The organism is Hydrogenophaga sp. A37 (assembly GCF_002001205.1).
GTDB lineage: Bacteria > Pseudomonadota > Gammaproteobacteria > Burkholderiales > Burkholderiaceae_C > Hydrogenophaga.
In genome coordinates this window covers 139308-163277 of sequence record NZ_MUNZ01000101.1, presented here as the reverse complement: position 1 = coordinate 163277, position 23970 = coordinate 139308, and the positions used below count along the sequence as shown (strand labels likewise).

Annotated in this window: 21 protein-coding genes; 8 read left to right on the top strand and 13 right to left on the bottom strand. The window is 64.3% G+C overall.

Annotation, left to right across the window (positions count from 1 at the left end):
* Positions 1 to 107 precede the first annotated feature (107 nt).
* From B0E41_RS11800 to B0E41_RS11790, 3 genes are all read left to right on the top strand, one after another.
* A complete protein-coding gene (locus B0E41_RS11800) occupies positions 108 to 743 on the top strand; it encodes a GntR family transcriptional regulator (RefSeq protein WP_077331333.1) in 636 nt (211 codons plus the stop codon).
* A gap of 105 nt (positions 744 to 848) precedes the next feature.
* Positions 849 to 1739 (top strand): Dyp-type peroxidase, encoded by an 891-nt coding sequence (locus B0E41_RS11795; RefSeq protein ID WP_077331332.1) that lies wholly within the window; start codon positions 849 to 851, stop codon positions 1737 to 1739.
* A 109-nt stretch (positions 1740 to 1848) separates the two neighbouring features.
* Positions 1849 to 3138 carry an FAD/NAD(P)-binding oxidoreductase gene (locus B0E41_RS11790; protein WP_077331331.1) on the top strand — a complete coding sequence of 430 codons (1290 nt, stop codon included), beginning with the start codon at positions 1849 to 1851 and terminating at the stop codon, positions 3136 to 3138.
* On the opposite strand, the gene B0E41_RS11785 is transcribed toward B0E41_RS11790, so the two are convergent.
* The 8 genes from B0E41_RS11785 to phaC all read right to left on the bottom strand — a co-directional run bounded on the left by B0E41_RS11785 (position 3125) and on the right by phaC (position 14485).
* Positions 3125 to 4723 carry a SpoVR family protein gene (locus B0E41_RS11785; RefSeq protein ID WP_077331330.1) on the bottom strand — a complete coding sequence of 533 codons (1599 nt, stop codon included), beginning with the start codon at positions 4721 to 4723 and terminating at the stop codon, positions 3125 to 3127. The genes B0E41_RS11790 and B0E41_RS11785 overlap by 14 nt on opposite strands.
* Positions 4720 to 5994, bottom strand: coding sequence for a YeaH/YhbH family protein (locus B0E41_RS11780; protein ID WP_077331329.1), 1275 nt, complete (start codon positions 5992 to 5994; stop codon positions 4720 to 4722). Before B0E41_RS11780 ends, B0E41_RS11785 begins: the two co-directional genes overlap by 4 nt.
* A gap of 43 nt (positions 5995 to 6037) precedes the next feature.
* Positions 6038 to 7960: a PrkA family serine protein kinase gene (locus B0E41_RS11775; protein WP_077331328.1), complete on the bottom strand. Its 1923-nt coding sequence runs from the start codon at positions 7958 to 7960 to the stop codon at positions 6038 to 6040.
* A gap of 193 nt (positions 7961 to 8153) precedes the next feature.
* The gene (gene dusA, locus B0E41_RS11770) at positions 8154 to 9200 is read right to left on the bottom strand and encodes a tRNA dihydrouridine(20/20a) synthase DusA (protein ID WP_077331327.1); all 1047 of its coding nucleotides are present in this window, start codon (positions 9198 to 9200) and stop codon (positions 8154 to 8156) included.
* 171 nt (positions 9201 to 9371) lie between these two features.
* Positions 9372 to 10436, bottom strand: coding sequence for an outer membrane beta-barrel protein (locus B0E41_RS27115; protein ID WP_171984737.1), 1065 nt, complete (start codon positions 10434 to 10436; stop codon positions 9372 to 9374).
* 321 nt (positions 10437 to 10757) lie between these two features.
* Complete coding sequence (phbB, locus tag B0E41_RS11760) at positions 10758 to 11495, bottom strand: acetoacetyl-CoA reductase (protein ID WP_077331326.1); 738 nt, start codon at positions 11493 to 11495, stop codon at positions 10758 to 10760.
* Positions 11496 to 11645: 150 nt separating this feature from the next.
* Positions 11646 to 12824, bottom strand: coding sequence for an acetyl-CoA C-acetyltransferase (locus B0E41_RS11755; RefSeq protein WP_077331325.1), 1179 nt, complete (start codon positions 12822 to 12824; stop codon positions 11646 to 11648).
* A gap of 41 nt (positions 12825 to 12865) precedes the next feature.
* Positions 12866 to 14485: a class I poly(R)-hydroxyalkanoic acid synthase gene (gene phaC / locus B0E41_RS11750; protein ID WP_253194804.1), complete on the bottom strand. Its 1620-nt coding sequence runs from the start codon at positions 14483 to 14485 to the stop codon at positions 12866 to 12868.
* A 353-nt stretch (positions 14486 to 14838) separates the two neighbouring features.
* Here phaC and B0E41_RS27570 point away from each other — a divergent pair, with 353 nt between their 5' ends.
* Positions 14839 to 15162 (top strand): hypothetical protein, encoded by a 324-nt coding sequence (locus B0E41_RS27570; protein ID WP_077331324.1) that lies wholly within the window; start codon positions 14839 to 14841, stop codon positions 15160 to 15162.
* Here the strand turns inward: B0E41_RS27570 and pgeF are convergent.
* From pgeF to B0E41_RS11720, 5 genes are all read right to left on the bottom strand, one after another.
* Positions 15082 to 15903 carry a peptidoglycan editing factor PgeF gene (gene pgeF, locus B0E41_RS11740; protein WP_077331380.1) on the bottom strand — a complete coding sequence of 274 codons (822 nt, stop codon included), beginning with the start codon at positions 15901 to 15903 and terminating at the stop codon, positions 15082 to 15084. The genes B0E41_RS27570 and pgeF overlap by 81 nt on opposite strands.
* A 5-nt stretch (positions 15904 to 15908) precedes the next feature.
* Positions 15909 to 16550 (bottom strand): maleylacetoacetate isomerase, encoded by a 642-nt coding sequence (gene maiA / locus B0E41_RS11735; RefSeq protein WP_077331323.1) that lies wholly within the window; start codon positions 16548 to 16550, stop codon positions 15909 to 15911.
* Between the two features lie 89 nt (positions 16551 to 16639).
* On the bottom strand, positions 16640 to 16993 hold the full coding sequence (locus B0E41_RS11730) for a hypothetical protein (protein ID WP_077331322.1): 354 nt from the start codon (positions 16991 to 16993) through the stop codon (positions 16640 to 16642).
* Positions 16994 to 17268: 275 nt separating this feature from the next.
* Positions 17269 to 18192 carry a ribose-phosphate diphosphokinase gene (locus tag B0E41_RS11725; protein WP_077331321.1) on the bottom strand — a complete coding sequence of 308 codons (924 nt, stop codon included), beginning with the start codon at positions 18190 to 18192 and terminating at the stop codon, positions 17269 to 17271.
* A complete protein-coding gene (locus tag B0E41_RS11720; protein WP_077331320.1) occupies positions 18192 to 19766 on the bottom strand; it encodes a thymidine phosphorylase family protein in 1575 nt (524 codons plus the stop codon). The genes B0E41_RS11725 and B0E41_RS11720 overlap by 1 nt, the downstream gene beginning before the upstream one ends.
* 123 nt (positions 19767 to 19889) lie before the next feature.
* Here B0E41_RS11720 and B0E41_RS11715 point away from each other — a divergent pair, with 123 nt between their 5' ends.
* From B0E41_RS11715 to B0E41_RS11700, 4 genes are read left to right on the top strand one after another with little or no spacing between them, the layout of a single operon-like run.
* A complete protein-coding gene (locus tag B0E41_RS11715) occupies positions 19890 to 21275 on the top strand; it encodes an aromatic ring-hydroxylating dioxygenase subunit alpha (RefSeq protein ID WP_077331319.1) in 1386 nt (461 codons plus the stop codon).
* On the top strand, positions 21272 to 22750 hold the full coding sequence (locus B0E41_RS11710; protein WP_077331318.1) for a glutamine synthetase family protein: 1479 nt from the start codon (positions 21272 to 21274) through the stop codon (positions 22748 to 22750). The genes B0E41_RS11715 and B0E41_RS11710 overlap by 4 nt, the downstream gene beginning before the upstream one ends.
* A 20-nt stretch (positions 22751 to 22770) precedes the next feature.
* A complete protein-coding gene (locus B0E41_RS11705) occupies positions 22771 to 23094 on the top strand; it encodes a 2Fe-2S iron-sulfur cluster-binding protein (protein ID WP_077331317.1) in 324 nt (107 codons plus the stop codon).
* A gap of 37 nt (positions 23095 to 23131) precedes the next feature.
* Positions 23132 to 23827, top strand: coding sequence for a fumarylacetoacetate hydrolase family protein (locus tag B0E41_RS11700; protein WP_077331316.1), 696 nt, complete (start codon positions 23132 to 23134; stop codon positions 23825 to 23827).
* Positions 23828 to 23970 lie beyond the last annotated feature (143 nt).

Below are 23970 nucleotides of genomic sequence, written 5' to 3'. Positions count from 1 at the left end.
CAAATTCGCGTTGGCGATTTTATATCATTCATAATTATTGATGCAAAATATTCCAACCCGCTTACAATCACACTCCGTCACACGCCCATCGAGTCCGCTGTAAACCCATGTCTGCCTTGTCGCTCGCCCCCCGCGCCCTGTACGAAGAAGTCGCAGAACTGTTGCGCCAGCGCATCTTCAAGCGCGAGTTGGAGCCCGGCAGCTGGATCGACGAACTCAAGCTTGCCGAGGAATACGGCATCAGCCGCACGCCCCTGCGTGAAGCCCTCAAGGTGCTGGCCGCCGAAGGCCTGGTGACCATGAAAGTGCGCCGCGGCGCCTACGTGACCGAAGTGTCCGACAAGGACCTGGCCGATGTCTACCACCTGCTCGCTCTGCTCGAATCGGATGCCGCCGGCGTGGTGGCCCAGCGAGCCAGCGACGCTGAACTGGCTGAACTCAAGGCCTTGCACGCCGAACTGGAAGCCGCCCTCCCCGACCGCGACCGCTTTTTCGCGATCAACGAGCGCTTCCACATGCGCGTGCTCGAAATCGCCGACAACCGCTGGCGAGAACAGATGGTGGCCGACCTGCGCAAGGTCATGAAGCTCAACCGCCACAACTCGCTGTTCAAGACAGGTCGCATCGAAGAATCGTTGGCCGAGCACCGCGCCATCATGACCGCCCTGCTTGCGCGCAACGCCGCGCTCACGCAGCAGCGCATGCACGAGCATTTCCAGAACGGGCTCGAAGCCGCGGCCTGATGATCGGCGAGGGCCACGGCAGGTGGTCACGGACTGATAGATTCGGCGTGAAGCAGGCTTGACCACACCGGGCCAGGCCGTTCACCGAACCCATCAGGAACCTGCATGAGCACCGAGCCCACCGCCCAACCGGGCATCTTCGAACCCGTTCCTGCCCAGGGCCGCTACCTCACCTGCCAGTTGCGCGTCGGCGCAGACCCGCGCGCCGTGCTTCACCGACTGGCCGGTCAGTCCGACGGCCAACACACCCTCGTGGGGCTGGGCGCATCGCTGGTGCGCGAGCTGGATGCGACGGTCCCGGGCCTCAGGAGCTTTCGGGGTGTTGACGGTGCGCGCGTCAAACTCCCGGCCACGCCCGCCGACCTGCTCATCTGGCTGCGCGGTACCGACCGCGGAGAGCTGCTGATCCGCAGCCGCCACCTGGAGGCCTTGATTGCACCGGCGTTCGACGTGCAGGACATCACCGACGCCTTCAACCACAACCATGGCAGAGACCTGACCGGCTACCAGGACGGCACCGAAAACCCCGAAGGCGCCAACGCCGAGGCCGCCGCGGTGTTGCCAGGCAGCGCCGGGCTGCTGGCCGGCAGCAGCTTTGTCGCGGTGCAGCGCTGGCGCCACCACATGAGTCGCTTCGAGGCCATGTCCAGGCAGCAACAGGACCACGCCATCGGCAGAGAACGCGACAGCAACGAGGAACTGGACGACGCGCCCGAATCGTCCCATGTGAAGCGCACCGCACAAGAGAACTTCGACCCAGAGGCCTTTGTCCTGCGGCGCTCGATGCCCTGGGCAGACGGCAACGAAGGGGGCTTGGTGTTTGCCGCTTTTGGCTGCTCGTTTGATGCTTTTGAGGCCCAGTTGCGCCGCATGTCCGGCGCCGAAGACGGCATCGTCGACGCGCTGTTTGGTTTCACCGAGCCCGAAACGGGCGCTTATTTCTGGTGCCCGCCAGTGGCCAGCGGCGGGATCGATCTGCGCGCCATTGGGCTCTGACCAGCCAAGGGTTTGTCCGGGTCACGGGGTTGACAAATATCAATCCATATACCCCCAGGGGCATACATCATCCAAAGGACTGAAACACAGATCATTTGGAGACAAACCCATGGCTCACATCGTCATTTTGGGCGCCGGCCTCGGCGGCATGCCCATGGCCTACGAAATGAAGGCGCTCGCCCGCGCAGGCGACACGGTCACCGTGATCAGTGAAGCGCCGAAGTTCCACTTTGTCCCGTCCAACCCCTGGGTGGCGGTGGACTGGCGCAAACGCAAGGACATTGAGGTGGACATTGCCCCGGCGCTCAAGCGCAAAGGCATCGAATCCATCATCCAGCGCGCCAAGCGCGTGCACCCTGACGCCAACCAGATCGAGCTGGAAGACGGCAGCCGGGTGGACTACGACTACCTGGTCATCGCCACCGGCCCCAAGCTCGCGTTTGACGAAGTCGAAGGCCTGGGCCCGCACGGCGGCCACACGCAATCGGTCTGCCATGTGAGTCACGCCGAAACCACCAAGCTCGCTTGGGACGGGTTTGTGAAAGCACCCGGCCCCATCGTGGTGGGAGCAGTGCAAGGTGCGTCGTGCTTCGGCCCGGCCTACGAGTTCGCCATGATCATGGACACCGACCTGCGCCGTCGCAAGATCCGCGACCAAGTGCCCATGACCTATGTGACACCCGAGCCCTATATCGGCCACCTCGGTCTGGGCGGCGTGGGCGACTCCAAGGGCATGCTCGAATCAGCCATGCGCCAGCGCCACATCAAGTGGATCTGCAACGCCAAGACCACCAGGGTCGAGGCCGGCAACATGTACGTGACCGAGCACAACGACCAGGGCCAGCCGATCAAGGAACACGTGCTGCCCTTCAAGCACAGCATGATGCTGCCAGCCTTCAAGGGTGTGGACGCGGTGTTCGGCATCGAGGGCCTGACCAACCCGCGCGGCTTCATCACCATCGACGCACACCAGCGCAACGCCAAGTTCAAGAACATCTTCAGCATCGGGGTTTGTGTGGCGATTCCGCCCGTGGAAGTCACGCCCATTCCCTGCGGCACACCCAAGACCGGCTACATGATCGAGTCCATGGTCACGGCCACGGCCCACAACATCCGTGAACTGCTGGACGGTCAGGAACCCACACAGAAGGCCACCTGGAACACGGTGTGTCTGGCCGACTTCGGCGACACCGGCGCGGCCTTCGTGGCGCTGCCGCAGATCCCGCCGCGCAACGTGAGCTGGTTCGCCGAAGGCAAGTGGGTGCACCTGGCCAAGGTGGCTTTCGAGAAGTACTTCATGCGCAAGATGGAGAAAGGCACGTCCGAGCCGATCTACGAGAAGATCATCATGGACTTCATCGGCATCACCAAACTCAAAGCCAAGATCACGGGCCGGTAGTGGCCTGGAACTCGGTGACCGGCGGGTTCACATCCCAGTGCTGCACCATCTTGCCGTGATGGTCAACGCTCTCCAGCCGCACCCCGAAGCCCCAGAGCCGCGCCACGTGTTTGAGCACCTCCCGGGAACTCTCAGGGAGCGGGCGGTCGTGCTGGCGGATGTGGCGCAGCGTCAATGAGCGGTCGCCCCGCACAGCGACGTTCCAGACTTGGATGTTGGGTTCCTGTTCGTTCAGATCGTGCTGGCGCGCCAGTGCTTCGCGCACGCGCTGGTAGCCGGCGTCGTCGTGGATGGCAGACACCTCCAGGTCGAGGCTGTGCTCGTCGTCAACGACCGCGAACAGGCGCATCTCGCGCATCAGCCGCGGCGACAGGAACTGGCCGACGAAGCTCTCGTCCCGGTAGTGCCGCATGGCGTGGTCCAGGGTCGCGTGCCAGTCCGAACCGGCGATGTCGGGAAACCAGCGCCGGTCCTCCTCGGTGGGCGCTTGGCAGATGCGTTTGAGATCGCTGAACATGGCAAACCCCAGCGCGTAGGGGTTGATGCCGCTGTACCCCGGGTGCTTGACCGGCAGCTGGTTCACCACATTGGTGTGGGAGCGCAGGAACTCGATCATGAAACCGTCGGTGAGGCGCCCTTCGTCGTACAGGGTGTTGAGCAGGGTGTAGTGCCAGAACGTGGCCCAACCTTCGTTCATGACCTGGGTCTGGCGCTGCGGGTAGAAATACTGCGCCACCTTGCGCACGATGCGCACCACCTCGCGCTGCCAGGGTTCGAGCAGTGGGGCGTTCTTTTCAATGAAGTACAGCAGGTTTTCCTCCGGCTCCACCGGGAACCGGCGGCTGGACTTGTCCACCTGTTTGACCGAGGACTTGGGCAGGGTGCGCCAGAGGTCGTTGACCTGTTGCTGCAGATAGGCTTCGCGGTCCTTGCGTCGGGCCTCCTCTTCGGCCAGTGACGGCTTCTGGGAGCGACGGTACCGGTCCACGCCGTGGCTCATCAGGGCGTGACAGGCGTCGAGCAATTGCTCGACCGCCTCCACGCCGTGCAACTCCTCGCATTCGGCCACATAGCCCCGGGCGTAGACCAGGTAATCGATGATCGACGACGCGTCGGTCCACATGCGGAACAGGTAGTTGCCCTTGAAGAACGAGTTGTGGCCGTAGCAGGCGTGCGCGATCACCAGCGCCTGCATGGTCATGGTGTTTTCTTCCATGAGGTAGGCAATGCAGGGATCGGAATTGATCACGATCTCGTAGGCCAGCCCCATGTGGCCGCGCCGGTAGTTCTTCTCGGTGGCGATGAACTGCTTGCCGAACGACCAGTGCCGGTAGTTCACCGGCATGCCCACCGAGGCGTAGGCGTCGATCATCTGCTCCGCCGTGATCACCTCCAACTGCACCGGGTAGGTGTCCAGCCCTTGCTCCCGGGCCACCCGCGCGATCTCGGCGTGGTAGGTCTCGATCAGCTCGAAGGTCCAGTCCGACGGACAGGGCAGCGACGGGCGCGGAGCGGCCGACAACGCGCCGTCCGGGGCATCCGGCGAAGCTGGCGGAACGGGCGCAGATTCGGAGCGGGCGTTCATGCCGCGCCTGCCTTTCTGAACAGTTCCCGGAAGACCGGGTAGATGTCGGCGGCCTCGGTGATCTTGCGCATGGCCAACCGGGGGTCCTTCTCGTGCACCCGGGTGTATTCCTGCCAGAGGTTCTGCTCGTCACCGGCCACCTGCACGTAGGCGAAATAGCGCACCAAAGGCAGCAGCTTGCGCTGCAGCAGCTCGCTGCAGCGGGCCGAATCGTTGTACCAGTTCTCGCCGTCCGAAGCCTGGGCGCCGTAGATGTTCCAGTCGCCCGGCGGGTAACGCGCCTGGATGATGTCGTGCATGAGCGTGAGCGCGCTCGACACCACGGTGCCCCCGCTCTCGGTGGCCTGGAAAAACTCCGGTTCGTTCACCTCGGCGGCCTGCGTGTGGTGGCGGATGAACACCACATCGGTGCGTTCGTAGTGCCGCTGCAGGAACAGGTACAGCAAGATGAAGAACCGCTTGGCAATGTCCTTGCGGGCTTCATCCATCGAGCCCGACACGTCCATCAGGCAGAACATCACCGCCTTGGCCGAAGGCAGTGGAATCCGCACCCGGTTGCGAAAGCGCAGGTCCAGCGTGTCCAGAAACGGGATCTGCCGCAACCGGCGCTGCAGGGCCTCTATGCGCTCCTTGAGCAAGCGGATCCCTGCGGTCGGCGTGGCTTTGTTGCGCTCGGCTTCGGCCAATTCGACCTGCAGCTCGTTCAGCAGGCGCCGCACATCGCCTCCCATCGCGATGCGGCGGCCCAGCGCTGTGCGCAGGGAACGCACCACGTGCAGACTGGCGGGATTGCCCTCCGAGATGAAGCCCGCGCGATGCGACTTCCATTCGGGCGCATCGGGCAGCAGTTGCGTGCGCACCAGATGCGGCAGCGCCAGGTCGTCGAAGAACACCTGCATGAACTCATCGCGCGTGATGCGAAAGACAAAATCGTCTTCGCCCAGGCCGTCCTGGCCGCCTTGCCCGCCCGCGCCGCCAGCCCCGGCGCCCTGGGCCGGCCGGTCGATGCGGTCACCCCGCACGTATTCGCGGTTGCCCGGGTGCACCGACTCGCGCATCCCGCCCCGCCCGTGGCCAAACACAGGCTCGGACACGTCGCGCCGCGGCAGGGTGATGTCTTCGCCCTGCTCGATGTCCCGGATGCTGCGGCCCGACACGGCCTTGCGCACCGCGTCGCCGATCTGCTCGCGGTAGCGACGCAGAAAACGCTCGCGGTTGCCGATGGACTTGTTCTTGCCCGAGAGTCGGCGGTCGACGATCTGTTGGAGCATGCTGACCTGCCTTCCGTGTTTCAGGACATCAGGAACCGGCGGCTCAAGAACTCTTGCGCACGCGCAGGTACCAGTCACACAGCAGCCGGACCTGCCGCGTGGTGTAGCCCTTGTCGACCATGCGGTTGACAAAGTCTTGGTGTTTCTTCTGCTCGTCGGCGCTGGCCTTGGCATTGAACGAAATCACCGGCAGCAGGTCTTCGGTGTTGGAGAACATCTTTTTCTCGATCACCGCGCGCAGCTTTTCGTAGCTGGTCCACAGCGGGTTCTTGCCTGCGTTGTTGGCCCGCGCACGCAGCACGAAATTGACGATCTCGTTGCGGAAGTCCTTCGGGTTGCTGATGCCGGCGGGCTTTTCGATCTTCTCCAACTCGGCGTTGAGCGAGGATCGGTCGAAGATTTCACCGGTGTCGGTGTCGCGGAATTCCTGGTCCTGGATCCAGAAGTCGGCGTAGGTCACATAGCGGTCGAAGATGTTCTGGCCGTATTCGGAGTACGACTCCAGGTAAGCGGTCTGGATTTCCTTGCCGATGAACTCGGCGTAGCGCACCGCCAGCGTCTCCTTGATGAAGCCCAGGTACTTCTGCTCGGTCTCGGCGGCGAACTGTTCGCGCTCAATCTGCTGCTCCAGCACATACATCAGGTGCACCGGGTTGGCCGCCACCTCGGTGCTGTCGAAGTTGAACACCTTGGACAGGATCTTGAACGCGAAGCGGGTGGAAATGCCGGTCATGCCCTCGTCCACCCCGGCGTAATCGCGGTACTCCTGGAAGCTCTTGGCCTTGGGGTCGGTGTCTTTCAGGTTCTCGCCGTCGTACACCAGCAGCTTGCTGAAAATGCTGGAGTTTTCCGGCTCCTTCAGGCGGGTGTACACCGCGAATTGCGCCAGCATCTTCAGCGTTCCGGGGGAGCAGATGGCCTGTGCCAACGATGAATTTCGGATCAGCTTCTCGTAGATCTTGATCTCTTCCGACACCCTCAGACAGTACGGCACCTTGACGATGTAGATCCGGTCCAGAAAGGCCTCGTTGTTCTTGTTGTTCCGAAACGCCTTCCACTCGCTTTCGTTGGAGTGCGCCATCACGATGCCGTCAAACGGTATCGCGCCAAAGCCTTCGGTGCCCTTGAAGTTGCCTTCCTGGGTGGCGGTCAGCAGGGGGTGCAGCACCTTGATCGGCGCCTTGAACATTTCGACGAACTCCAGCAGCCCCTGGTTGGCCAGGCACAGGCCACCCGAATAGCTGTAGGCGTCCGGGTCGTCCTGGGCAAAGGTCTCCAGCTTGCGGATGTCGATCTTGCCCACCAGCGAAGAAATGTCCTGGTTGTTTTCGTCGCCCGGCTCGGTCTTGGCGATCGCGATCTGGCGCAACACCGACGGGAAACGCTTGACGACACGGAAGCGCCGGATATCACCGCCGAACTCTTCCAGCCGCTTGACCGCCCAGGGCGACATCACCCGCCCCAGATACCGCGGCGCAATCCCATACTGCGATTCGAGCAACGAACCATCTTCGGCCGCGTTGAACAGACCGAGCGGCGATTCGTTGACCGGTGAGTCCTTGAGCGCATAGAACGGCACCTGTTCCATGAGCTGTTTCAGGCGCTCGGCGATCGAGGATTTGCCACCGCCCACGGGGCCCAGCAGGTACAGGATCTGCTTGCGTTCTTCCAGCCCCTGCGCGCCGTGACGGAAGTAGGAAACCACCTGTTCGATCGGCTCCTCCAGGCCATAGAAATCCCGGAACGCCGGGTAAATCTTGATGACCTTGTTGCCAAAAATGCGCGACAGCCGCTGGTCGTGCCGGGTGTCGAACAACTCCGGCTCGCCGATCGCAACCAGCATTCGCTCCGCCGCGGTGGCGTAGACCAGTGGATCCCGCTTGCAGGCGTCGAGGTAGTCTTCGATCGACAGCTCTTCCTCGCGTGCCTGTTCGTAGCGGTTCAGGAAATGACGGACAACGTCCATACGACCTCCAAGACGGAGCGGTCGCCAATCGGAAAGGTCACCAACGTCCAGGCCCGCTCCCCGCCGACGTCGGTGTCGGGCGTCACGCAACCACCGCCCGATCAAGGGCTTGCCGCATCTGATGTCATTTGTCTCGGCAAGCTCTGTGCGTGTGAGGAAATTGTCTCCGAAAAGTTCAGTCCACGGTCGGAAATCAGGCCTCGGCCATCACCGCATCGGCCTGCGAGCTGACGTGGACCTGGGCCATCGCCCACACCTCTCGCGGTGGCAGCGGTTTCAGACGGTGGTCGCTCCAGACCTGGCGCCACTTGCGCGCGCCGTGCAGACCGTGGCGCAAGCCCAGCATGTGGCTGGCGATGGAATACCAGTTCACGCCGTCTTCGGCGTGGGCACGCTCCATGTAGCCCACCATGGCCAGCTCCACCGCGTCGCGCGTGGGCGCTTCGCGGGTTGCGTCACCGTAAAAGCGGGCGTCCCAATCGACCATGAGCCAGGGGTTGTGGTACGCCTCTCGGCCGATCATGGCGCCGTCCACCTGCGCCAGGTGCTCGGCGATCTGCGCGTTGGTGGTGATGCCGCCATTGACCGCGATGGTGAGGTGAGGGAAGTCGCGTTTGAGGTGGTAGGCCAGTTCGTAGCGGAGCGGCGGTATTTCGCGGTTCTCTTTCGGCGAGAGGCCCTGCAGCCAGGCGTTGCGCGCATGCACCAGGAAGGTCGTGCAGCCACCCTCGGCCACCGTGCCCACAAAGTCGCGCACAAAGTCGTAGCTTTCGACCTTGTCGATGCCGATGCGGTGCTTGACCGTGACCGGAATGCCCACCACGTCAACCATGGCCTTCACACCATCGCGCACCAGTTCGGCTTCCCCCATCAGGCAGGCGCCGAAGGCCCCACGCAACACACGCTCGCTCGGGCAGCCGCAGTTGAGGTTGATTTCGTCGTAACCGCGGTCCTGGCCCAGCTTCGCGCACTGCGCCAGATCGGCGGGCTCGCTGCCACCCAGCTGCAAAGCCACCGGGTGTTCCTCGCCATTGAAATGCAGGTGTTGGGCAGCGTTGCCATGGATCAGCGCACCCGTGGTCACCATCTCGGTGTAGAGCAAGGTGTGGCGGGTCAGCAGGCGGTGGAAATAGCGGCAATGGCGGTCGGTCCAGCCCATCATGGGAGCGACCGACAAGCGCCAGAAAGGGGAAGCAGGTGCCGACGGAGCATCGGACACCAGAGAACCAGAAAACAACATGCCGGGATTATCCCAGCACCGGCTTTCAACGAGTGTGATGCCTTCAACGGGAATCCGCTGACCATAGGCCGACGGTGGGACCCTGGCCGTGTTGGCAAAAAAAAACCGCCGAGCACCCCGCAGTGTGCGGCATGCTCGGCGGCTCGGTCAGGGAAGACCGTCAGTCAATGCTCAAGGCTTGAACGAATACTGCAGGCCGATGCCCACGTAGTTCAGTGCTTTCCAGTCCTGACCGGAGCTGGTGTTCTTCTTGACGTAGTGGTCGAAGTCACCGCGCAGCGCCAGGTTGTTGTTCAGGTTGTACGTCACACCCAGACCCACGGTCGGACGGGTCTGAGCCGCGCCGGCCGTGTCTTGCGGGTGATCCACGCGCGCGACACCCAGCTTGGCAAATACACGCGTCGCCTCGCCGATGTCCTGGCCCACGGTGGCGCGAAGACCCAGTGTGCGGGCCTGGGACTCGAAACCGTTTTCGTAGTTCAGGCGCTTACCGGCTTGCACAAAGGCTTCTGCACCCCACAGCTTGTTGAACTGGTAGCCAGCGCCGGCCTGCAAGGCCAACTTCGAGTCGTGGTCATTGTGCTGAGCAATGCCATTGATGGCGTCGTTGCCGACCAGATCGCGCTGGGCACCCAGGGTACCGAACACGTACGGGAACGCGACAACGGCAGGCTTGAGTGCCACGGGCGCTGGCGCAGGCGCTGCCATCGGAGCTGGAGCGACCACGACAGGTGCCGGTGCAACGGCGACCGGTGCCACGGGCGCTGCGGCCTTGGGTGCCGGAGCCGGCACGCCACGCGGGAACATGCCAGAGAAGTTGTTGTCGCAATCGCGCATGGTCACGCGCACGATTTTGCCGCTCTTGTCCTTGTAGGCGTTGATGGGCATGGAGGCGCTGTACGGGATCCAACGACCCTGCAACGCCTTGCTCACGCCACCACGGCCAAAGGCGTGCGGAGCACCCTTGTCGCAGGCACCCAGGTTGTATTCGGCGCCCAGATCCTTGAGGGTCATGCCGGTCACCGTGGCTTCGCCAGCGCGGCGCTTGGGCGCCATGCGGGTGGATGGGGTGTAAAACTTGGCGGAACCGTCGAGCACGGCCGCGTCACAGGCTTCAGCCGTGGCGTAGCCCACATTGCCGTCGGCATCCTTGATGGCGTTGGTTTGTGCTGCGGCGGTGGTTGCAACAGCGGCCCACATCGTGGCGAATGCGACGCTTCGAAGGTTGAAAGTCATGTAAAAAAACTCCAAAAAAACAAAAAATGGCCATCGGACAAGTGCATGAACACTCAACAGAACCAGTGAATGGCTCTTGGTCAAGTATTGCGGACCCACTCGTCCGACCCGTGTGAAGAAATGAAAAAACCTTTTCTTCACCCTACGTTCAGGGACAAATCACACATCGGTGTGACACGAGTCCTTTTGCACGATCACGTATTACACACCAACCCCGCTGTCAAATCAGGATATTCACCTACAACCACCGATTTGCAACATCAACAGGAATCAAAAAGTAAAAAGCCCCGCCTGGGCGGGGCTTTTGTGAGGCCATGCGTCCTAGCCCATGTGCAGACCGCCGTTGACAGAGAAATCGGCACCGGTGGCATAGCCGCCCTCTTCGCTCGCCAGCCAGGCAATGATGGACGCGATTTCGCTGGGCTTGCCCAGGCGCTTGACCGGCACCGTGGCGACGATCTTCTCCAGCACGTCCGGACGGATGGCATTGACCATGTCGGTGCCGATGTAGCCCGGGCTCACGGTGTTGACCGTCACGCCCTTGGTGGCCAGTTCCTGAGCCAGCGCCATCGAGAAGCCGTGCATGCCAGCCTTGGCGGCCGAGTAGTTGGTTTGACCTGCTTGGCCCTTCTCGCCGTTCACCGACGAGATATTGACGATGCGACCCCAACCTTTTTCCACCATGTCAGGCACCACCTGTTTGGTCACGTTGAACATGGAGTTCAGGTTGGTCTCGATCACTGCGGACCAGTCTTCGCGAGACATCTTCAGGAACATGCGGTCCTTGGTGATGCCAGCGTTGTTGACCAGCACGTCGATGCTGCCGTGCTCGGCCTTGGTCTTGGTGAAGGCCTCCACGGTGGAGTCCCAGTCACCCACGTTGCCCACCGACGCATAGAAGGTGTAGCCCAGGGCTTTCTGCTCGTCAATCCATTTCTGGTGGTCACGCGTCGGGCCGCAGCCGGCGATGACCTTGAAGCCCTCTGCGTGCAGGCGCTGGCAGATAGCGGTACCGATGCCGCCCATGCCGCCGGTGACGTACGCTACTTTTTGATTCATGTTGTGTGCTCCTCTAGGTGGTGCCGTGTGGCATTTAAAAAACAATGTGGATCGGGAACGCGCCAGCTCAGGCCAGCGCGAAACCGGGTTTGCCAGGCCGCTGCTGGCGCCCCCCTGAGGGGGTGACGCCGCAGGCGGCGCGGGGGTGGATCATCTCTCCACCGCCAAAGAAACGCCCATGCCGCCGCCGATGCACAACGCCGCCAAACCCTTCTTGGCGCCGCTGCGCTGCATTTCGTGCAACAGCGTCACCAGGATGCGGCAACCGGACGCGCCGATCGGGTGACCGATGGCGATGGCGCCGCCGTTGACGTTCACCTTGGCCGGGTCGATATCCAGCGCCATGTTGACCGCACAAGCCTGCGCAGCAAAAGCTTCGTTGAGTTCGAATACGTCGACGTCAGACGCCTTCCAGCCCGCGCGGGCCAGGGCTTTCTGCGAGGCTGGCACCGGGCCCATGCCCATGGTGGCCGGGTCCAGACCACTGGTGCCGAAGGCGGCGATGCGGGCCAGCGGCGTGAGGCCCAGGGCAGCGGCCTTCTTGGCCGTCATCACCATCACAGCGGCGGCACCGTCGTTGATACCCGATGCGTTGCCAGCAGTCACCGAACCGGCCTTGTCGAAGGCAGGACGCAGACCGGCCAACACCTCGGCGGTGGTCTTGGCGTTGATGAACTCGTCGCTGTTGAACACCACCGGGTCGCCCTTGCGCTGCGGAATGCTCACGCCAACGATCTCGTCCTTGAACTTGCCGGCGGCCTGTGCGGCGGCGGCCTTCGATTGGCTGCCGGCGGCCAGGGCGTCCTGCATTTCGCGAGTGATGCCATGGGCCTTGGCCACGTTCTCGGCGGTGATGCCCATGTGGTACTGGTTGTAGACGTCCCACAGGCCGTCCACGATCATGGTGTCAGTCATCTTCCAGTCACCCATGCGCTGGCCGTCGCGGCTGCCGTTCAAGACGTGCGGACTGGCGCTCATGTTTTCCTGGCCGCCGGCGATCACGATCTCGCTGTCGCCCCAGGCCACGGCCTGCGCGGCCAACATCACGGCCTTCAGGCCCGAGCCGCAAACGGCATTGATCGTCAGTGCCGGCGTTTCCTTGGCCACACCGGCCTTCATCATGGCCTGGCGGGCCGGGTTCTGGCCCGCGCCTGCGGCCAAAACCTGGCCCATGATCACCTCACCAATGGCATCGACCGGCAGGCCAGTGCGTTCCAGCAGCGCCTTGATCACGATGCTGCCCAGCTCGGTGGCCGGGGTCTTGGCGAGCGAGCCGCCGAACTTGCCCACGCCGGTGCGGGCGGCTGAAACGATGACGATGTCTTCCATGGGTTGTCTCCTCAGAGGTCAAAAAATCGGTTGTGAAAAATTCATGCCCTGGCCTTGACGTAGCGGCCGGGTGCGGGTTCGATGGCGGCATAGGCCTTGCCTTTGCCATAGGTTTTGGGGGCAGCAATTTGCTTGCCAGCCAATGGCTTGAGCCAAGCGGCCCAGTCGGTCCACCAGCTGCCTTTGTGTTCAGTGGCGCCCGCAATCCACTCGTTCACGTCGGCCGGGAATTTGGCGGCGCTGCTCACCCAGTGGCTGCGCTTGCCGGCTGCAGGCGGGTTGATCACACCGGCGATGTGGCCGGAAGCGCCCATGACGAAACGCTTCTTGCCCGGGAACACCTGAGTGCTGGCGTAAGCACCGCCGATGGGCACGATGTGGTCTTCGCGCGAGCCGTAGATATAGACCGGCAGCTTGACCTGACGGAAATCGATCTTCTCCCCGCAGACGGTGGTCTTGCAGGGCTTGACGAGGTTGTTTTCCAGGTAGGTCTGGCGCAGGTACCAAGCATAGTAAGGGCCGGGCAGGTTGGTCGCGTCCGAGTTCCAGTACAGCAGGTCGAACGGCGGCGGCGACTCACCTTTCAGGTAATTGCCAACCACGTAGTTCCACACCAGGTCGTTCGGGCGCAGGAAGCTGAAGGTCGTGGCCAGATCACGCCCGGGCATGAGGCCGCCCTGGGCGAACTGCATCTCGCGCATCTTCACGAAGGGCTCGTCGATGAACACGTCGAGGATGCCGGTGTCGGTGAAGTCGATCAGCGTGGTGAGGAAGGTCGCGCTGTTCACTGGCTCTTCGCCGCGTGCGGCCAACACGGCCAGGGCGTTGCTGAGCATGGTCCCGCCGACACAGAAACCCAGCGCGTTGATGGTTTCGGCACCGGTGATGTCTTGAGTGACGCCAATGGCCTTGATCACCGCGTCTTCGATGTAGTTGTCCCAGCTCTTGCCGGACATCGACTCGTCCGGGTTGCGCCAGCTCACAACAAAGGTGCGGTGGCCCTGCTCGACGCAATAGCGGATCAGCGAGTTGGCAGGCTGCAGATCGAGGATGTAAAACTTGTTGATGCAGGGTGGTACCAGCAGGAACGGACGCTCGTACACCTTGGCGGTGAGCGGCTTGTATTCGATGAGCTGGAACAGCTCGTTTTCAAACACCACGGCACCTTCGGTGGTGGCGACGTTCTTGCCGACCTCGAACACGCTCTCGTCCGTCATGGACACGTGGCCCTGCTTCATGTCGTGCAGCAGGTTGGCCACGCCCTTGGCGATGCTCTCGCCCTGGGTTTCGATGGCTTTTTTCTGAGCTTCTGCGTTGAAGGCCAGAAAGTTGCTCGGCGCGCTGGCATCGATCCACTGCTGCACGGCAAAACGCACGCGCGTCTTGGTCTTGGCATCGCCCTCTACCGCATCGGCCAGAGCCATCAGGGTGCGAGCGTTGAGCAGGTAGGCCGCGGCCGAAAAAGCGGCCACCGGATTGCTCGACCACGCTTCTCCTGCGAAACGGCGGTCGCCCTGTGCCTTGGCGTCCAGACCGTGGTTCCAGAGACCCGCCACGTCCTGAAGGTAGGTGTTTTGGATGTCGAGCAGCTTGGCCGGATCAAAGCTGACCTTCTGGCCCGCTGCGGTGTTGAACAGCTCGCTCATGCCCGGCATGCCCATCGGCCCACCCACCTGGGGCATGGCCATGCCAAACGGGTTGCCCGCACCGGCTTGCGGCATGAAGGACTTGAACGCGGCGAACGGATCGACGGTGCCTTGTGGCGCTTGCGCCGCAGCACCCGGAAAGGCCTGGGCGGCCTGCGTCCACTGATTGATGAGGTTTTGCTGAAACTGCTGCGCAGCCTCCAGCCAAGGCTGAGGGGCGTTTTTCCCAGATGTCATGCATGTCTCCAATGGTTTTGACCAGCGGCTTATTATCGGGTTCTCTGGGGAGAGATTCCGGGTTTTCCCTAGTGTCTGTCTGGCTGCTTCCAGCAAGCTGACAACTTCTTTCCCGCTGTGCAAGGAACGCTGTGTATCTGGTCGTAATCGGTTGGCTGTACGTGGTGCTGATGATGGCGGTGGCCGAAGCGTCGAACACGACGGGGACCGTTCTCGGGGCCATTGTGACCTTCTTTTTGTACGGTTTGCTTCCGGTCGCATTGGTGGTTTACCTGATGCGCACGCCACAACGCCGCAAAGAAATCAAAGCGCGTGAAGCGGCTGAAGACCAGGCTCGCCGTGCCGCCGCAAGCGAAACGGCAGTGCCACCCCATTCAGTTCAGCCAGATGCAGGCGGCCATGCGGCCTGTGCTGCCCAGCTGGACAGCGTCGCGACGGTGAGAAAAGAACCTTGAGTCCTGCGACACGGTGCACCACGCGGGTGTGCCATCGTTGCCAGACACCTTGGTGATGCCCAATGCCAGCAAGCGTTGGCGGGCCAAAGCCTGAAGGTTCGCGCGGTATTTGCCTGGCGCAGATGACGGCGAAAAACAGGCGGCGGCGCTGGCGCGCTGCGCAACGAACGCCTGGAGCACTTCCGGCCCCACTTCAAACGCTTCCGGACCAATGCAGGGCCCGAGCCAGACCAGGGTATGGGCGGCCACGCTGCCTCGACTCGCCGTCGGGTCCTCGCCTTGCACGGCCTTCACGAACGCTTTGAACGTTGCCTCCAGCACGCCCTGCCCGGCGAGCTCGGCGCCCTCGCCTGCGAGACCGCGCCAGCCGGCATGGGCAGCGGCCACCACCGTGCCCAGCATGTTTGTGAACAGCACCGGCAGACAATCCGCCACCATGATGGTGCAGGCCACGCCGGGTTGCGTGCTGATGCAGGCATCGGCTTCGATTTCATCGGGCGTGTCAGCAGCCAGCGTCGCCACCGCCGTGCCGTGCACCTGCTTCAGGAACACCGGCCGCGCACCCATGGCATCGGCCAGACGCACCCGGTTGGTAGCGACCGCCGCCGGGTTGTCGCGCACATGGTCACCCAGGTTGAAACTGTTGAACGGCACGGCCGAGACACCGCCCGAGCGGGTGGTGAACACGGCCCGCACCCGGACCGGCGACGGCCAGTCGGGCACCAGCCAGTCTTGCGGCATGGGCATCAGGCTTCGAAGTCCGGGCTGGCGGAGGGTTGGGCCTGCTGAAAGGCCGGCAACGCCATGCAGGCGTCGAACGCGGCCATGGTGCGCGGCAACCCGTCCAGCGGCGTGTTGAAGCGCTGGCCGTTGAATATCTGGGGAACAAGACAACAATCGGCCAGCGTGGGCATGTCGCCGTAGCAGAAGCGTGAAACCGGTTGTTGGGCCAGTTGACGCTCAAAAGACTCCAGCCCGGTGCGCACCCAGTGGCGGTACCAGGTGTTCTTGGCGTCTTCGTCCACCTTCAGTTCCTTGGACAGGTACTTCAGCACGCGCAGGTTGTTGATCGGGTGGATCTCGCAGGCGATCGACTGGGCCAGCGCCCGCACACGGGCACGGGCCAGCACGTCGCGCGGCACCAGGGCGGGTTCAGGAAGGATTTCGTCCAGGTACTCGATGATGGCCATGGATTGCGACAGCCGCGTGCCATCGTCCAGTTCCAGTACCGGCACCAGCTGGTCGGCCGCGATGTCGCCATAAGCCGCCTGTTTGTGTTCGCCCTTGGCCAGGTGCACCGGCAGGTATTCGTAGGGCAGGCCTTTGAGTGCCAGCGCAATGCGCACGCGGAACGAGGCCGAGGAGCGGAAGTAGTTGTAAAGCTTCATGGACGCCGAGGATAAACCGGTTGGCGCACCCTGTCCTGGCACGTCAGCCACCCCTTTCAGGGCAGCTGACGTGCCCGGCCGTGAGGGCTTCAGCGCGCCGGAACAATGACCAGCGTATCGCCCTTTGTGGTAGCGCCGCGAGCACCGGTGCTGCCTGTGGCGCCCGTGGCACCGGTGTACCCGGTCGCCCCTGTGTCACCCGTGGCGCCGGTGTAGCCGGTAGCACCCGTGTCGCCTGTGGCACCGGTGGCGCCAGCGCCGCCTGTGGCTCCGGTGTAGCCGGTGGTTCCCTTGGCACCGGTGGCGCCCGTTCCACCCGTGTCGCCTGTGGCACCGGTCGCACCGGTCGCACCGGTGGCCCCGGCTGGGCCCGCTGGCAGAGAGAAGCAGGCGGTCAACGCCAGGGTGGCGGCGGCAATGGCGATGAGTTTGATGGAGTTCATGATGGTTCCTTGGTCGCTTACAAGGACCGCCCCCACGAAAAGAGAGGCCCTGCAGAGTTGATCAGCTTCTGGCACGGGCTTTGGGCGTCGGCAGATCAGGCCAGCGCATGGTTTGGGCGGTGGTGCAGCGTGTGAGCTGCGCGTCCGTCTTCAACCAGCTTAGGCAGGCAACGCCCTGTGGTCGGTGCGCTGACGCGCATAGCCCGCAACGAAAGGTCGCACGGTGGCCTGGGCGCTGCAATACCGCGCCAGGCGGACGCCACGGCGCGAGGCGTTCAGGCAGTGAATCGGCCGGTCGCGACGAGCTCACGAAGCGCCGCCGCCACCGCGGGCACGATGCTCACGGCGTTGCTCGCATGCGGAATGCAGTCGGTGCTCCAGATCTGGCCAACACCGGCTTCATGGACCAGTTGCACCGCCCCGGCGGCGAACAGCGCGTGCGTCACCGCCGCATCCACCGAAGCCGCGCCCGCCGCCTTCAGCAAACGCGCAGCCTGGGCCACCGTGTGACCCGAGCTGGCCACGTCGTCCAGCAGCACCACCGCGCGGCCAGCCACGGACAGATCGGGCAGGTCGATGTCCACATGGCGGTCGCCGTGGCGCAGCTTGCGGCACACGCCACTCTGCCAGCCGTGGCGCTGTGCGGCCCGCGCCACCCACTGCTGAGACTCTTCGTCTGGGCCGATCAGCAGCACATCCTGACGCTGGCTGGCGATGAAATCCGCCAGCAGCGGCGCACCACTGAGCACGATGGCGTCTTTCACCGGCACCGCTTCTTCCAGTGTCGCCACACGGTGCAGGTGCGGGTCCACGGTGATCACGGCGTCAAACAACGTGGCCAGCCAGGCGCCCAGCACGCGCTGACTCACCACCTCGCCGGGGTTGAAGGCAATGTCCTGCCGCATGTAGGCCAGGTACGGCGCCACCAGTGTGAGGTGCTCCGCGCCGAGCTGCCGCGCAGCGGGCGCCACGAGCAGCAGCTCCACGAGCTTTTCGTTGGGCTGGTGCAGCCCACGCCAGATCACCACGCGCGGCGGCAGTGACTCGGGCAGGCGCAGGCGCAACTCGCCGTCGGGAAAACGGTGGCGCTGAATCACGCCGAACGCAAGGCCCGCTGCAGCGGCCGCTGCCTGGGCGATGGTCTGTTCATCGTCAAAACACAGCAGCATGCCGCTGGCGGATTCGGGGCTGGCACTCATCAGGACTCCACAAAAACATGGGGCAGTTGCCCCGCTTCGCCGATGCTATAGCCACTGGCGCGGGCCACTGCCTGGCGGGCGAACTCCAGATCGGCCGGGTAGCTGGCGTGCACCCGGTACAGCAGCTCACCGGCTTGCACGCTGTCACCCAGCTTGGCGCGCAAGTCCACGCCCGCCACCTTCACCTTGGGCGCCCCTGCCAGCCGAGCGATCTGCGCGATCTGCAGGTTGTCGATACCGGTGACCGTGCCCGCCTGCGCCGCAATCACTTCAAGCGTGAGCGCGCCCAGCGCCGGGTGGTGGTGGTCAAACTCGCGCGCCCCTTGCGCCGCAATGATGGCCTGCATCTGCGCCAGTGCACGACCCGAATCGAGGATGTCGCGGGCGATGCCGAACCCGTCGCCACCGCGCACGTCGGGGCTGCATTCAATCAGGCGGCCCGCCAGCCGCAGCGACTTCTGGCGCAGATCGTCGGGCGCGTCCGGATGGTTCTCCAGCACCCGCATCACGTCGCGAGCCTCCAGCACCGGGCCGACGCCTCGGCCAATGGGCTGGCGGCCGTCGGTGATGACCACGTCCAGCGACAGGTGCAGGCGCTGCGCCACGTACTCGAACAGCCGGCGCAGGCGCTGAGCCTCGGGCATGGACCGCACCTTGGCCGTGGGACCGATGGGAATGTCGAGCACCAGGTGGGTGGCGCCGGCGGCGATCTTCTTCGACAGGATGGACGCCACCATCTGCCCGGGCGAGTCGATGTTCAGCGGCCGCTCGACCGAGATCAGCACGTCGTCGGCCGGCGACAGGTTGGCCGTGCCGCCCCAGGCCAGGCAGCCTTTGAGCGAGTGCACGATGCCGGTGAGTTGCTCGAACGGCAGCTCCACATTGGCCAGCACCTCCATGGTGTCGGCCGTGCCCGCGGGCGAGGTGATCGCGCGCGACGAGGTTTTGGGAAACACCAGGCCATAGGCGGCGACGATGGGCACCACCAGCATGGAAGTGCGGTTGCCGGGAATGCCGCCGATGCAGTGTTTGTCCACGACCAGCGGCTCGTGCCAGTCCAGCTTGCGGCCGCTGGCGACCATGGCTTCGGTGAGGAAAAACACCTCTTCGCGGTCGAGCTCGCTGCGGTTGCTGGCGACCACAAAAGCGGTCAACTCGATCTTGGAATAGCGGTGCTCGGCGATGTCGTGGACGATGGCGTGGAAGTCGTCGCGCGTGAGGCGCTCGCCGTTGATCTTGCGGAACAGCGCCGGGATGGATTCGGCCGGCTCGGCCTGGGACACCGACGCCGGGTGGCCGTCCGGCACGGCCAACTGGGCAAAAGCGTCTTCCGACACGCCGAGCTGGTTGCCGCCCACGATGGACGCATCGTCCACCACGTTGAGCGTGGCCAGGATGCGCTTGCCGTTGGCACGGACCTCCACCTTGGACAGGGCCTGAAAGCCTTCGGCGCGGTAGACCGCGCAGTCGCGGTGCAGATAGGCCACGTTCTCGTGGTAGGTGTCGATGGCCACACGCTTGAGCGTCAGGCCGCTGCGGTCGGTGGTCGGGGCGTTGTCGATGGGTGTCTCCATGATTCGACGATACACCGGCCCGGCTCCCACACGCGAGACAGAGCCTGGCCGCCAGCTGGTGCAAACTGTCGGGCTGCGGCCGCCCCGCGGCACCGTTTCAGCCATGTTCTGCAGGAGACCCGCATGAAAGCCGAACTGAACCAGCGCATCACCCAGATCGGGCCAGGCACACCGGGCGGCGAGTTGCTGCGTCGCTACTGGCAACCGGTGGCGCTGCTCGACGAGTTCAACCCTGCGCTGGACCCGGCCATGACCGTGCGCCCGGTCAAGGCGGTGCGGTTGCTGGGGCAGGACTTCGTGCTGTTCCGGAACGCCCAAGGCGCCTTCGGCCTGCTCGACCGCGACTGCCCGCACCGCGGCGCCGACCTGGCCTTTGGCCGCAACGAAGGCGACGGCCTGCGCTGCCCCTTCCACGGCTGGAAGTTCGACGTGAGCGGCCAATGCACCGAAACCCCGGCCGAGCCCGCCGGCAGCACTTTGTGCACCCGCATCCGACAGCGCAGCTACCCGCTGGTGGAAAAGGCGGGCGCGCTGTTCGGCTGGTTCGGCCCCGAAGGCAGCACGCCGCCGCCCTTCCCCGCGCTCGATTGTTTTGAAGCGCCGGCCACGCACAGCTTCGTGTTCAAGGGCCTGTGGCACTGCAACTGGCTGCAGGCGTTTGAGGTCGGCATCGACCCGGCCCACGCTTCGTACCTGCACCGCTTCTTCAACGACGCTTCGCTCGAAGGCAGCTACGGCAAACAGTTCCGCGGCGCGAGCGTGGGCGAGGTGGGCGGCGAGCGCTGGCCCATGACCAAGGTGATGCGCGAGTTCGCCCAGCCGGAGATCAGCTTCACTCAACAGCCGTATGGCCTGCAGCTGACCGCACTGCGCAAGATGACCGACGCGCTCACCCACGTGCGCATCACCAACGCGGTGTTCCCGCAGACCTTCGTGATCCCGCTGTCCGAAACCATGACCATCACGCAGATGCACGTGCCGGTGGACGACACGCACAACCACTGGTTTGCCTTCTTCACCAGCTTCGCTGATCCCGTGGACAAGGACACCATGCGCAACCAGCGCCTGCAAGCCGTCACCCTGCCCGACTACATCCCAAAGTCCGGCCGCCACAACCAGTGGGGCTTCAGCTCCGAAGAGCAGCAGAACCGCACCTACCTCGGCATGGGCGAGGACGACATCAACGTGCACGACCAGTGGGCCTGCGAGAGCATGGGCGCCATCCAGGACCGCACGCGCGAACACCTGGGCACCACAGACAAGGTGATCATGGCGAACCGGCGCATGTTGTTGCAGGCCATGGACACCGTGGAGCAAGGCGGCACAGCACCCGGCATCGCCGACCCCGCACAGGCGCCGTTGATCACCGGCCCCGACACCGTGGACGGCATCGCCCCCGCCGATGGCTGGCAGACTTGGTGGCAAGACGCGGTGCGCGCCAAACGCGCAGGCGCGCCCTGGCAGAACGCCGCCGCGCAAGCCGCGACCGAAACGGCCAGCGCCAAATGACCCACTTCGCCGAACGCTGCGGCCTGCACGACATCACACGCGAAGCGGCCTGCCAACGAGCGGCCCGGCTGATCGAAGCCAGCGACATCCAGCGCGTGCGCATGGGCTGGTGCGACGTGCACGGCATGCTGCGCGGCAAGACGCTCATGGCGCCGGCGGCGATCCACGCGCTGCGCAACGGCGTGGGCATGGTGGGCACGATGATGCTCAAGGACAGCGCCGACCGCACAGCCTGGAAGGTGTTCGAGTCCGGGGGCGCGGCCGATCTGCCCGGATTTGAAGGCGCCGCCAACCTGATGCTGCTGCCCGACCCGGCCAGCCTCACGCTGCTGCCCTGGAGCGCCGGCACGGCCTGGCTGCGCTGCCAGCCCTGGTTCCAGGACGCCACGCCCGTGTCCATCGACAGCCGCCGTGTGTTGCAGCAGGCGCTGGCCAAACTGGGCAAGACCGGCTTCGGTCTCAAGACCGGCCTGGAGGTCGAATTCCACATCTACCGCATCACCGACACCACGCCGCAGCTCGACCCCGAGCTCGCCGGCTGGCCTGGCCTGCCGCCGAGTGTGGAGATGATTCACCCGGGCTACAACCTGCAGTCAGAGGCCATGATGGACCTGGCCGACGAGCCGATGCGCATCGTGATGCGCACCGCGCAGGCGCTCGGCCTGCCCCTGCAGTCGATCGAAATCGAACTGGGCCCCAGCCAGGTGGAGGCGGTGTTCGACGCCACCGACGCGATGACCGCCGCCGACCAGATGGTGCTGTTCCGCAACGGCGTGCGCCAGGCGCTGCGCCGCGCGGGTTACCACGCCACGTTCATGTGCCGCCCGCCGTTTCCGAACATCATGTCCAGCGGCTGGCACTTGCACCAGTCGTTGGTGGAGCGAGACACGGGGTTCAATGCGTTCGCGCGCGCCAGCGCCGATCCCGGCAGCACGCGGGCGGACGCGCGCCACCTGCTGTCAGACGCCGGTGCCCACTGGCTGGCCGGGCTGCTGGCACACGCCGGGGGCATGACCGCGCTGTGCACGCCCACGGTCAATGGCTACGGCCGCTTCCGCCCGAACGCCCTCGCGCCCCAGAGCGTGATCTGGGGCCAGGACAACCGGGGCGCCATGCTGCGTGTGGTCGGCGGGCCGGGCGATGGCGCCACGCGCATCGAAAACCGCATCGGCGAACCCGCCGCCAACCCCTACCTGTACATCGCCTCGCAGATCCACGCGGGGCTCGACGGCCTTCTGCGCGGACTGGAGCCCCCCGCCGCGTCGGACACGCCCTATGCCAGCGAACACCCCAGAATACCCACCACGCTGGGCGAAGCGCTGGCCGCGCTTCGCGCCGATGCGGCGCTCAACGAGGGCTTGGGCGAAGACGTGGTGCGCCATTTTTTCCGCGTCAAACAGTCTGAAATTCACCGCCACGCCGACGCCAAAGACACCACCGATTTCGAGCGCCGCGAGTACTTCAGCCGCACCTGATTACCCACTCCCACGAGACCATGATCCAGATCCGATTCATCCGCGCCGACGGCACGGAACAAACCATCCAGGCCCCACCGGGTCAAAGCCTCATGAAAGCGGCCGTGGACGCCGATGTCAAGGGCATCGACGCCGATTGCGGCGGCACGCTCACCTGCGCGACCTGCCACGTGATGATCGACCCGCCCTGGGCCCGGCTCTTGTCGGCGCCCATTCCTGATGAGCGCGACATGCTGGACTTCGCCACCAGCCCGGTGGAGCCCGGCAGCCGCCTGAGCTGCCAGGTTCAGCTCACGCCCGCGCTCGACGGGCTGGTGGTGCGGCTGCCCGCCAGCCAGTACTGACTGCCTTGCCCCTTCATCCCGCGCCAGAAAGGACCTTATGAGCTTCGTTTTCACCCCACCGCCCGTCGTCTCCGTGCCCGTGGTCGGACGCGCTGAACGTTTTCCCGTGCACCGCATCTATTGTGTCGGCCGCAACTACGAGGAGCACGCCAAGGAGATGGGTTTCACCGGCCGCGAGCCACCGTTTTTCTTTCTCAAGCCGGCCGACGCCATCGTGGTCGCCGACGCCGGCAAGACCGCCGTCATCCCCTACCCCAGCCTCACCTCCAACCTGCACCACGAGATCGAGCTGGTCGTGGCGATTGGCAAAGGCGGTCGTGGCATCAAGGCCGAAGACGCCGCCAGCCACATCTTTGGGTACGCCGTGGGCCTGGACATGACGCGCCGCGACCTGCAGAGCGAGATGAAGAAGCAGGGTCGCCCCTGGTGCATCGGCAAAGCCTACGACCAATCGGCCCCCATCGGCCCGATCACGCCAGAGGCCGAGGTCGGCGACATCGCCAACGCGGCGATCTGGGTGCAGGTCAACGGCAGCGACCGCCAGCGCAGCACCGTCGCCAAGCTGATCTGGAACATCGCCGAAACCATCGAACACCTGTCCAACGCCTGGGAACTGCGGCCCGGCGACCTGATCTACACCGGCACGCCCGAAGGCGTGGCGGCGGTGGTCAAGGGCGACACCATGACCGGTGGCGTCGACGGGTTGAGCGGCATCACGGTCAAGGTGGCATGAACCCGGGCCTGACCACCATCAGTGCCCACTTATAATTTCGCATAGGTGAATGCATTTCATAAAAATAAATCACGAAATGGACATTCCCATTTGCCCCTCGCGGGTTTGACCTGAAGCGCCCCACCGCTTCAGGCCTTAACTTC

What these genes read in the sequence shown, in the direction of transcription:
- B0E41_RS11800 (WP_077331333.1), top strand. Translation starts at nt 108, where the DNA reads ATGTCTGCCTTGTCGCTCGCCCCCCGCGCCCTGTACGAAGAAGTCGCA.
- B0E41_RS27115 (WP_171984737.1), bottom strand. Translation starts at nt 10,436, where the DNA reads ATGACTTTCAACCTTCGAAGCGTCGCATTCGCCACGATGTGGGCCGCT.
- B0E41_RS11785 (WP_077331330.1), bottom strand. Translation starts at nt 4,723, where the DNA reads ATGAACGCCCGCTCCGAATCTGCGCCCGTTCCGCCAGCTTCGCCGGAT.
- phbB (WP_077331326.1), bottom strand. Translation starts at nt 11,495, where the DNA reads ATGAATCAAAAAGTAGCGTACGTCACCGGCGGCATGGGCGGCATCGGT.
- B0E41_RS11755 (WP_077331325.1), bottom strand. Translation starts at nt 12,824, where the DNA reads ATGGAAGACATCGTCATCGTTTCAGCCGCCCGCACCGGCGTGGGCAAG.
- dusA (WP_077331327.1), bottom strand. Translation starts at nt 9,200, where the DNA reads ATGTTGTTTTCTGGTTCTCTGGTGTCCGATGCTCCGTCGGCACCTGCT.
- B0E41_RS11790 (WP_077331331.1), top strand. Translation starts at nt 1,849, where the DNA reads ATGGCTCACATCGTCATTTTGGGCGCCGGCCTCGGCGGCATGCCCATG.
- B0E41_RS11710 (WP_077331318.1), top strand. Translation starts at nt 21,272, where the DNA reads ATGACCCACTTCGCCGAACGCTGCGGCCTGCACGACATCACACGCGAA.
- B0E41_RS11720 (WP_077331320.1), bottom strand. Translation starts at nt 19,766, where the DNA reads ATGGAGACACCCATCGACAACGCCCCGACCACCGACCGCAGCGGCCTG.
- phaC (WP_253194804.1), bottom strand. Translation starts at nt 14,485, where the DNA reads ATGGGCATGCCGGGCATGAGCGAGCTGTTCAACACCGCAGCGGGCCAG.
- B0E41_RS11715 (WP_077331319.1), top strand. Translation starts at nt 19,890, where the DNA reads ATGAAAGCCGAACTGAACCAGCGCATCACCCAGATCGGGCCAGGCACA.
- pgeF (WP_077331380.1), bottom strand. Translation starts at nt 15,903, where the DNA reads ATGCCGCAAGACTGGCTGGTGCCCGACTGGCCGTCGCCGGTCCGGGTG.
- B0E41_RS11725 (WP_077331321.1), bottom strand. Translation starts at nt 18,192, where the DNA reads ATGAGTGCCAGCCCCGAATCCGCCAGCGGCATGCTGCTGTGTTTTGAC.
- B0E41_RS11730 (WP_077331322.1), bottom strand. Translation starts at nt 16,993, where the DNA reads ATGAACTCCATCAAACTCATCGCCATTGCCGCCGCCACCCTGGCGTTG.
- maiA (WP_077331323.1), bottom strand. Translation starts at nt 16,550, where the DNA reads ATGAAGCTTTACAACTACTTCCGCTCCTCGGCCTCGTTCCGCGTGCGC.
- B0E41_RS11705 (WP_077331317.1), top strand. Translation starts at nt 22,771, where the DNA reads ATGATCCAGATCCGATTCATCCGCGCCGACGGCACGGAACAAACCATC.
- B0E41_RS11775 (WP_077331328.1), bottom strand. Translation starts at nt 7,960, where the DNA reads ATGGACGTTGTCCGTCATTTCCTGAACCGCTACGAACAGGCACGCGAG.
- B0E41_RS11780 (WP_077331329.1), bottom strand. Translation starts at nt 5,994, where the DNA reads ATGCTCCAACAGATCGTCGACCGCCGACTCTCGGGCAAGAACAAGTCC.
- B0E41_RS11795 (WP_077331332.1), top strand. Translation starts at nt 849, where the DNA reads ATGAGCACCGAGCCCACCGCCCAACCGGGCATCTTCGAACCCGTTCCT.
- B0E41_RS11700 (WP_077331316.1), top strand. Translation starts at nt 23,132, where the DNA reads ATGAGCTTCGTTTTCACCCCACCGCCCGTCGTCTCCGTGCCCGTGGTC.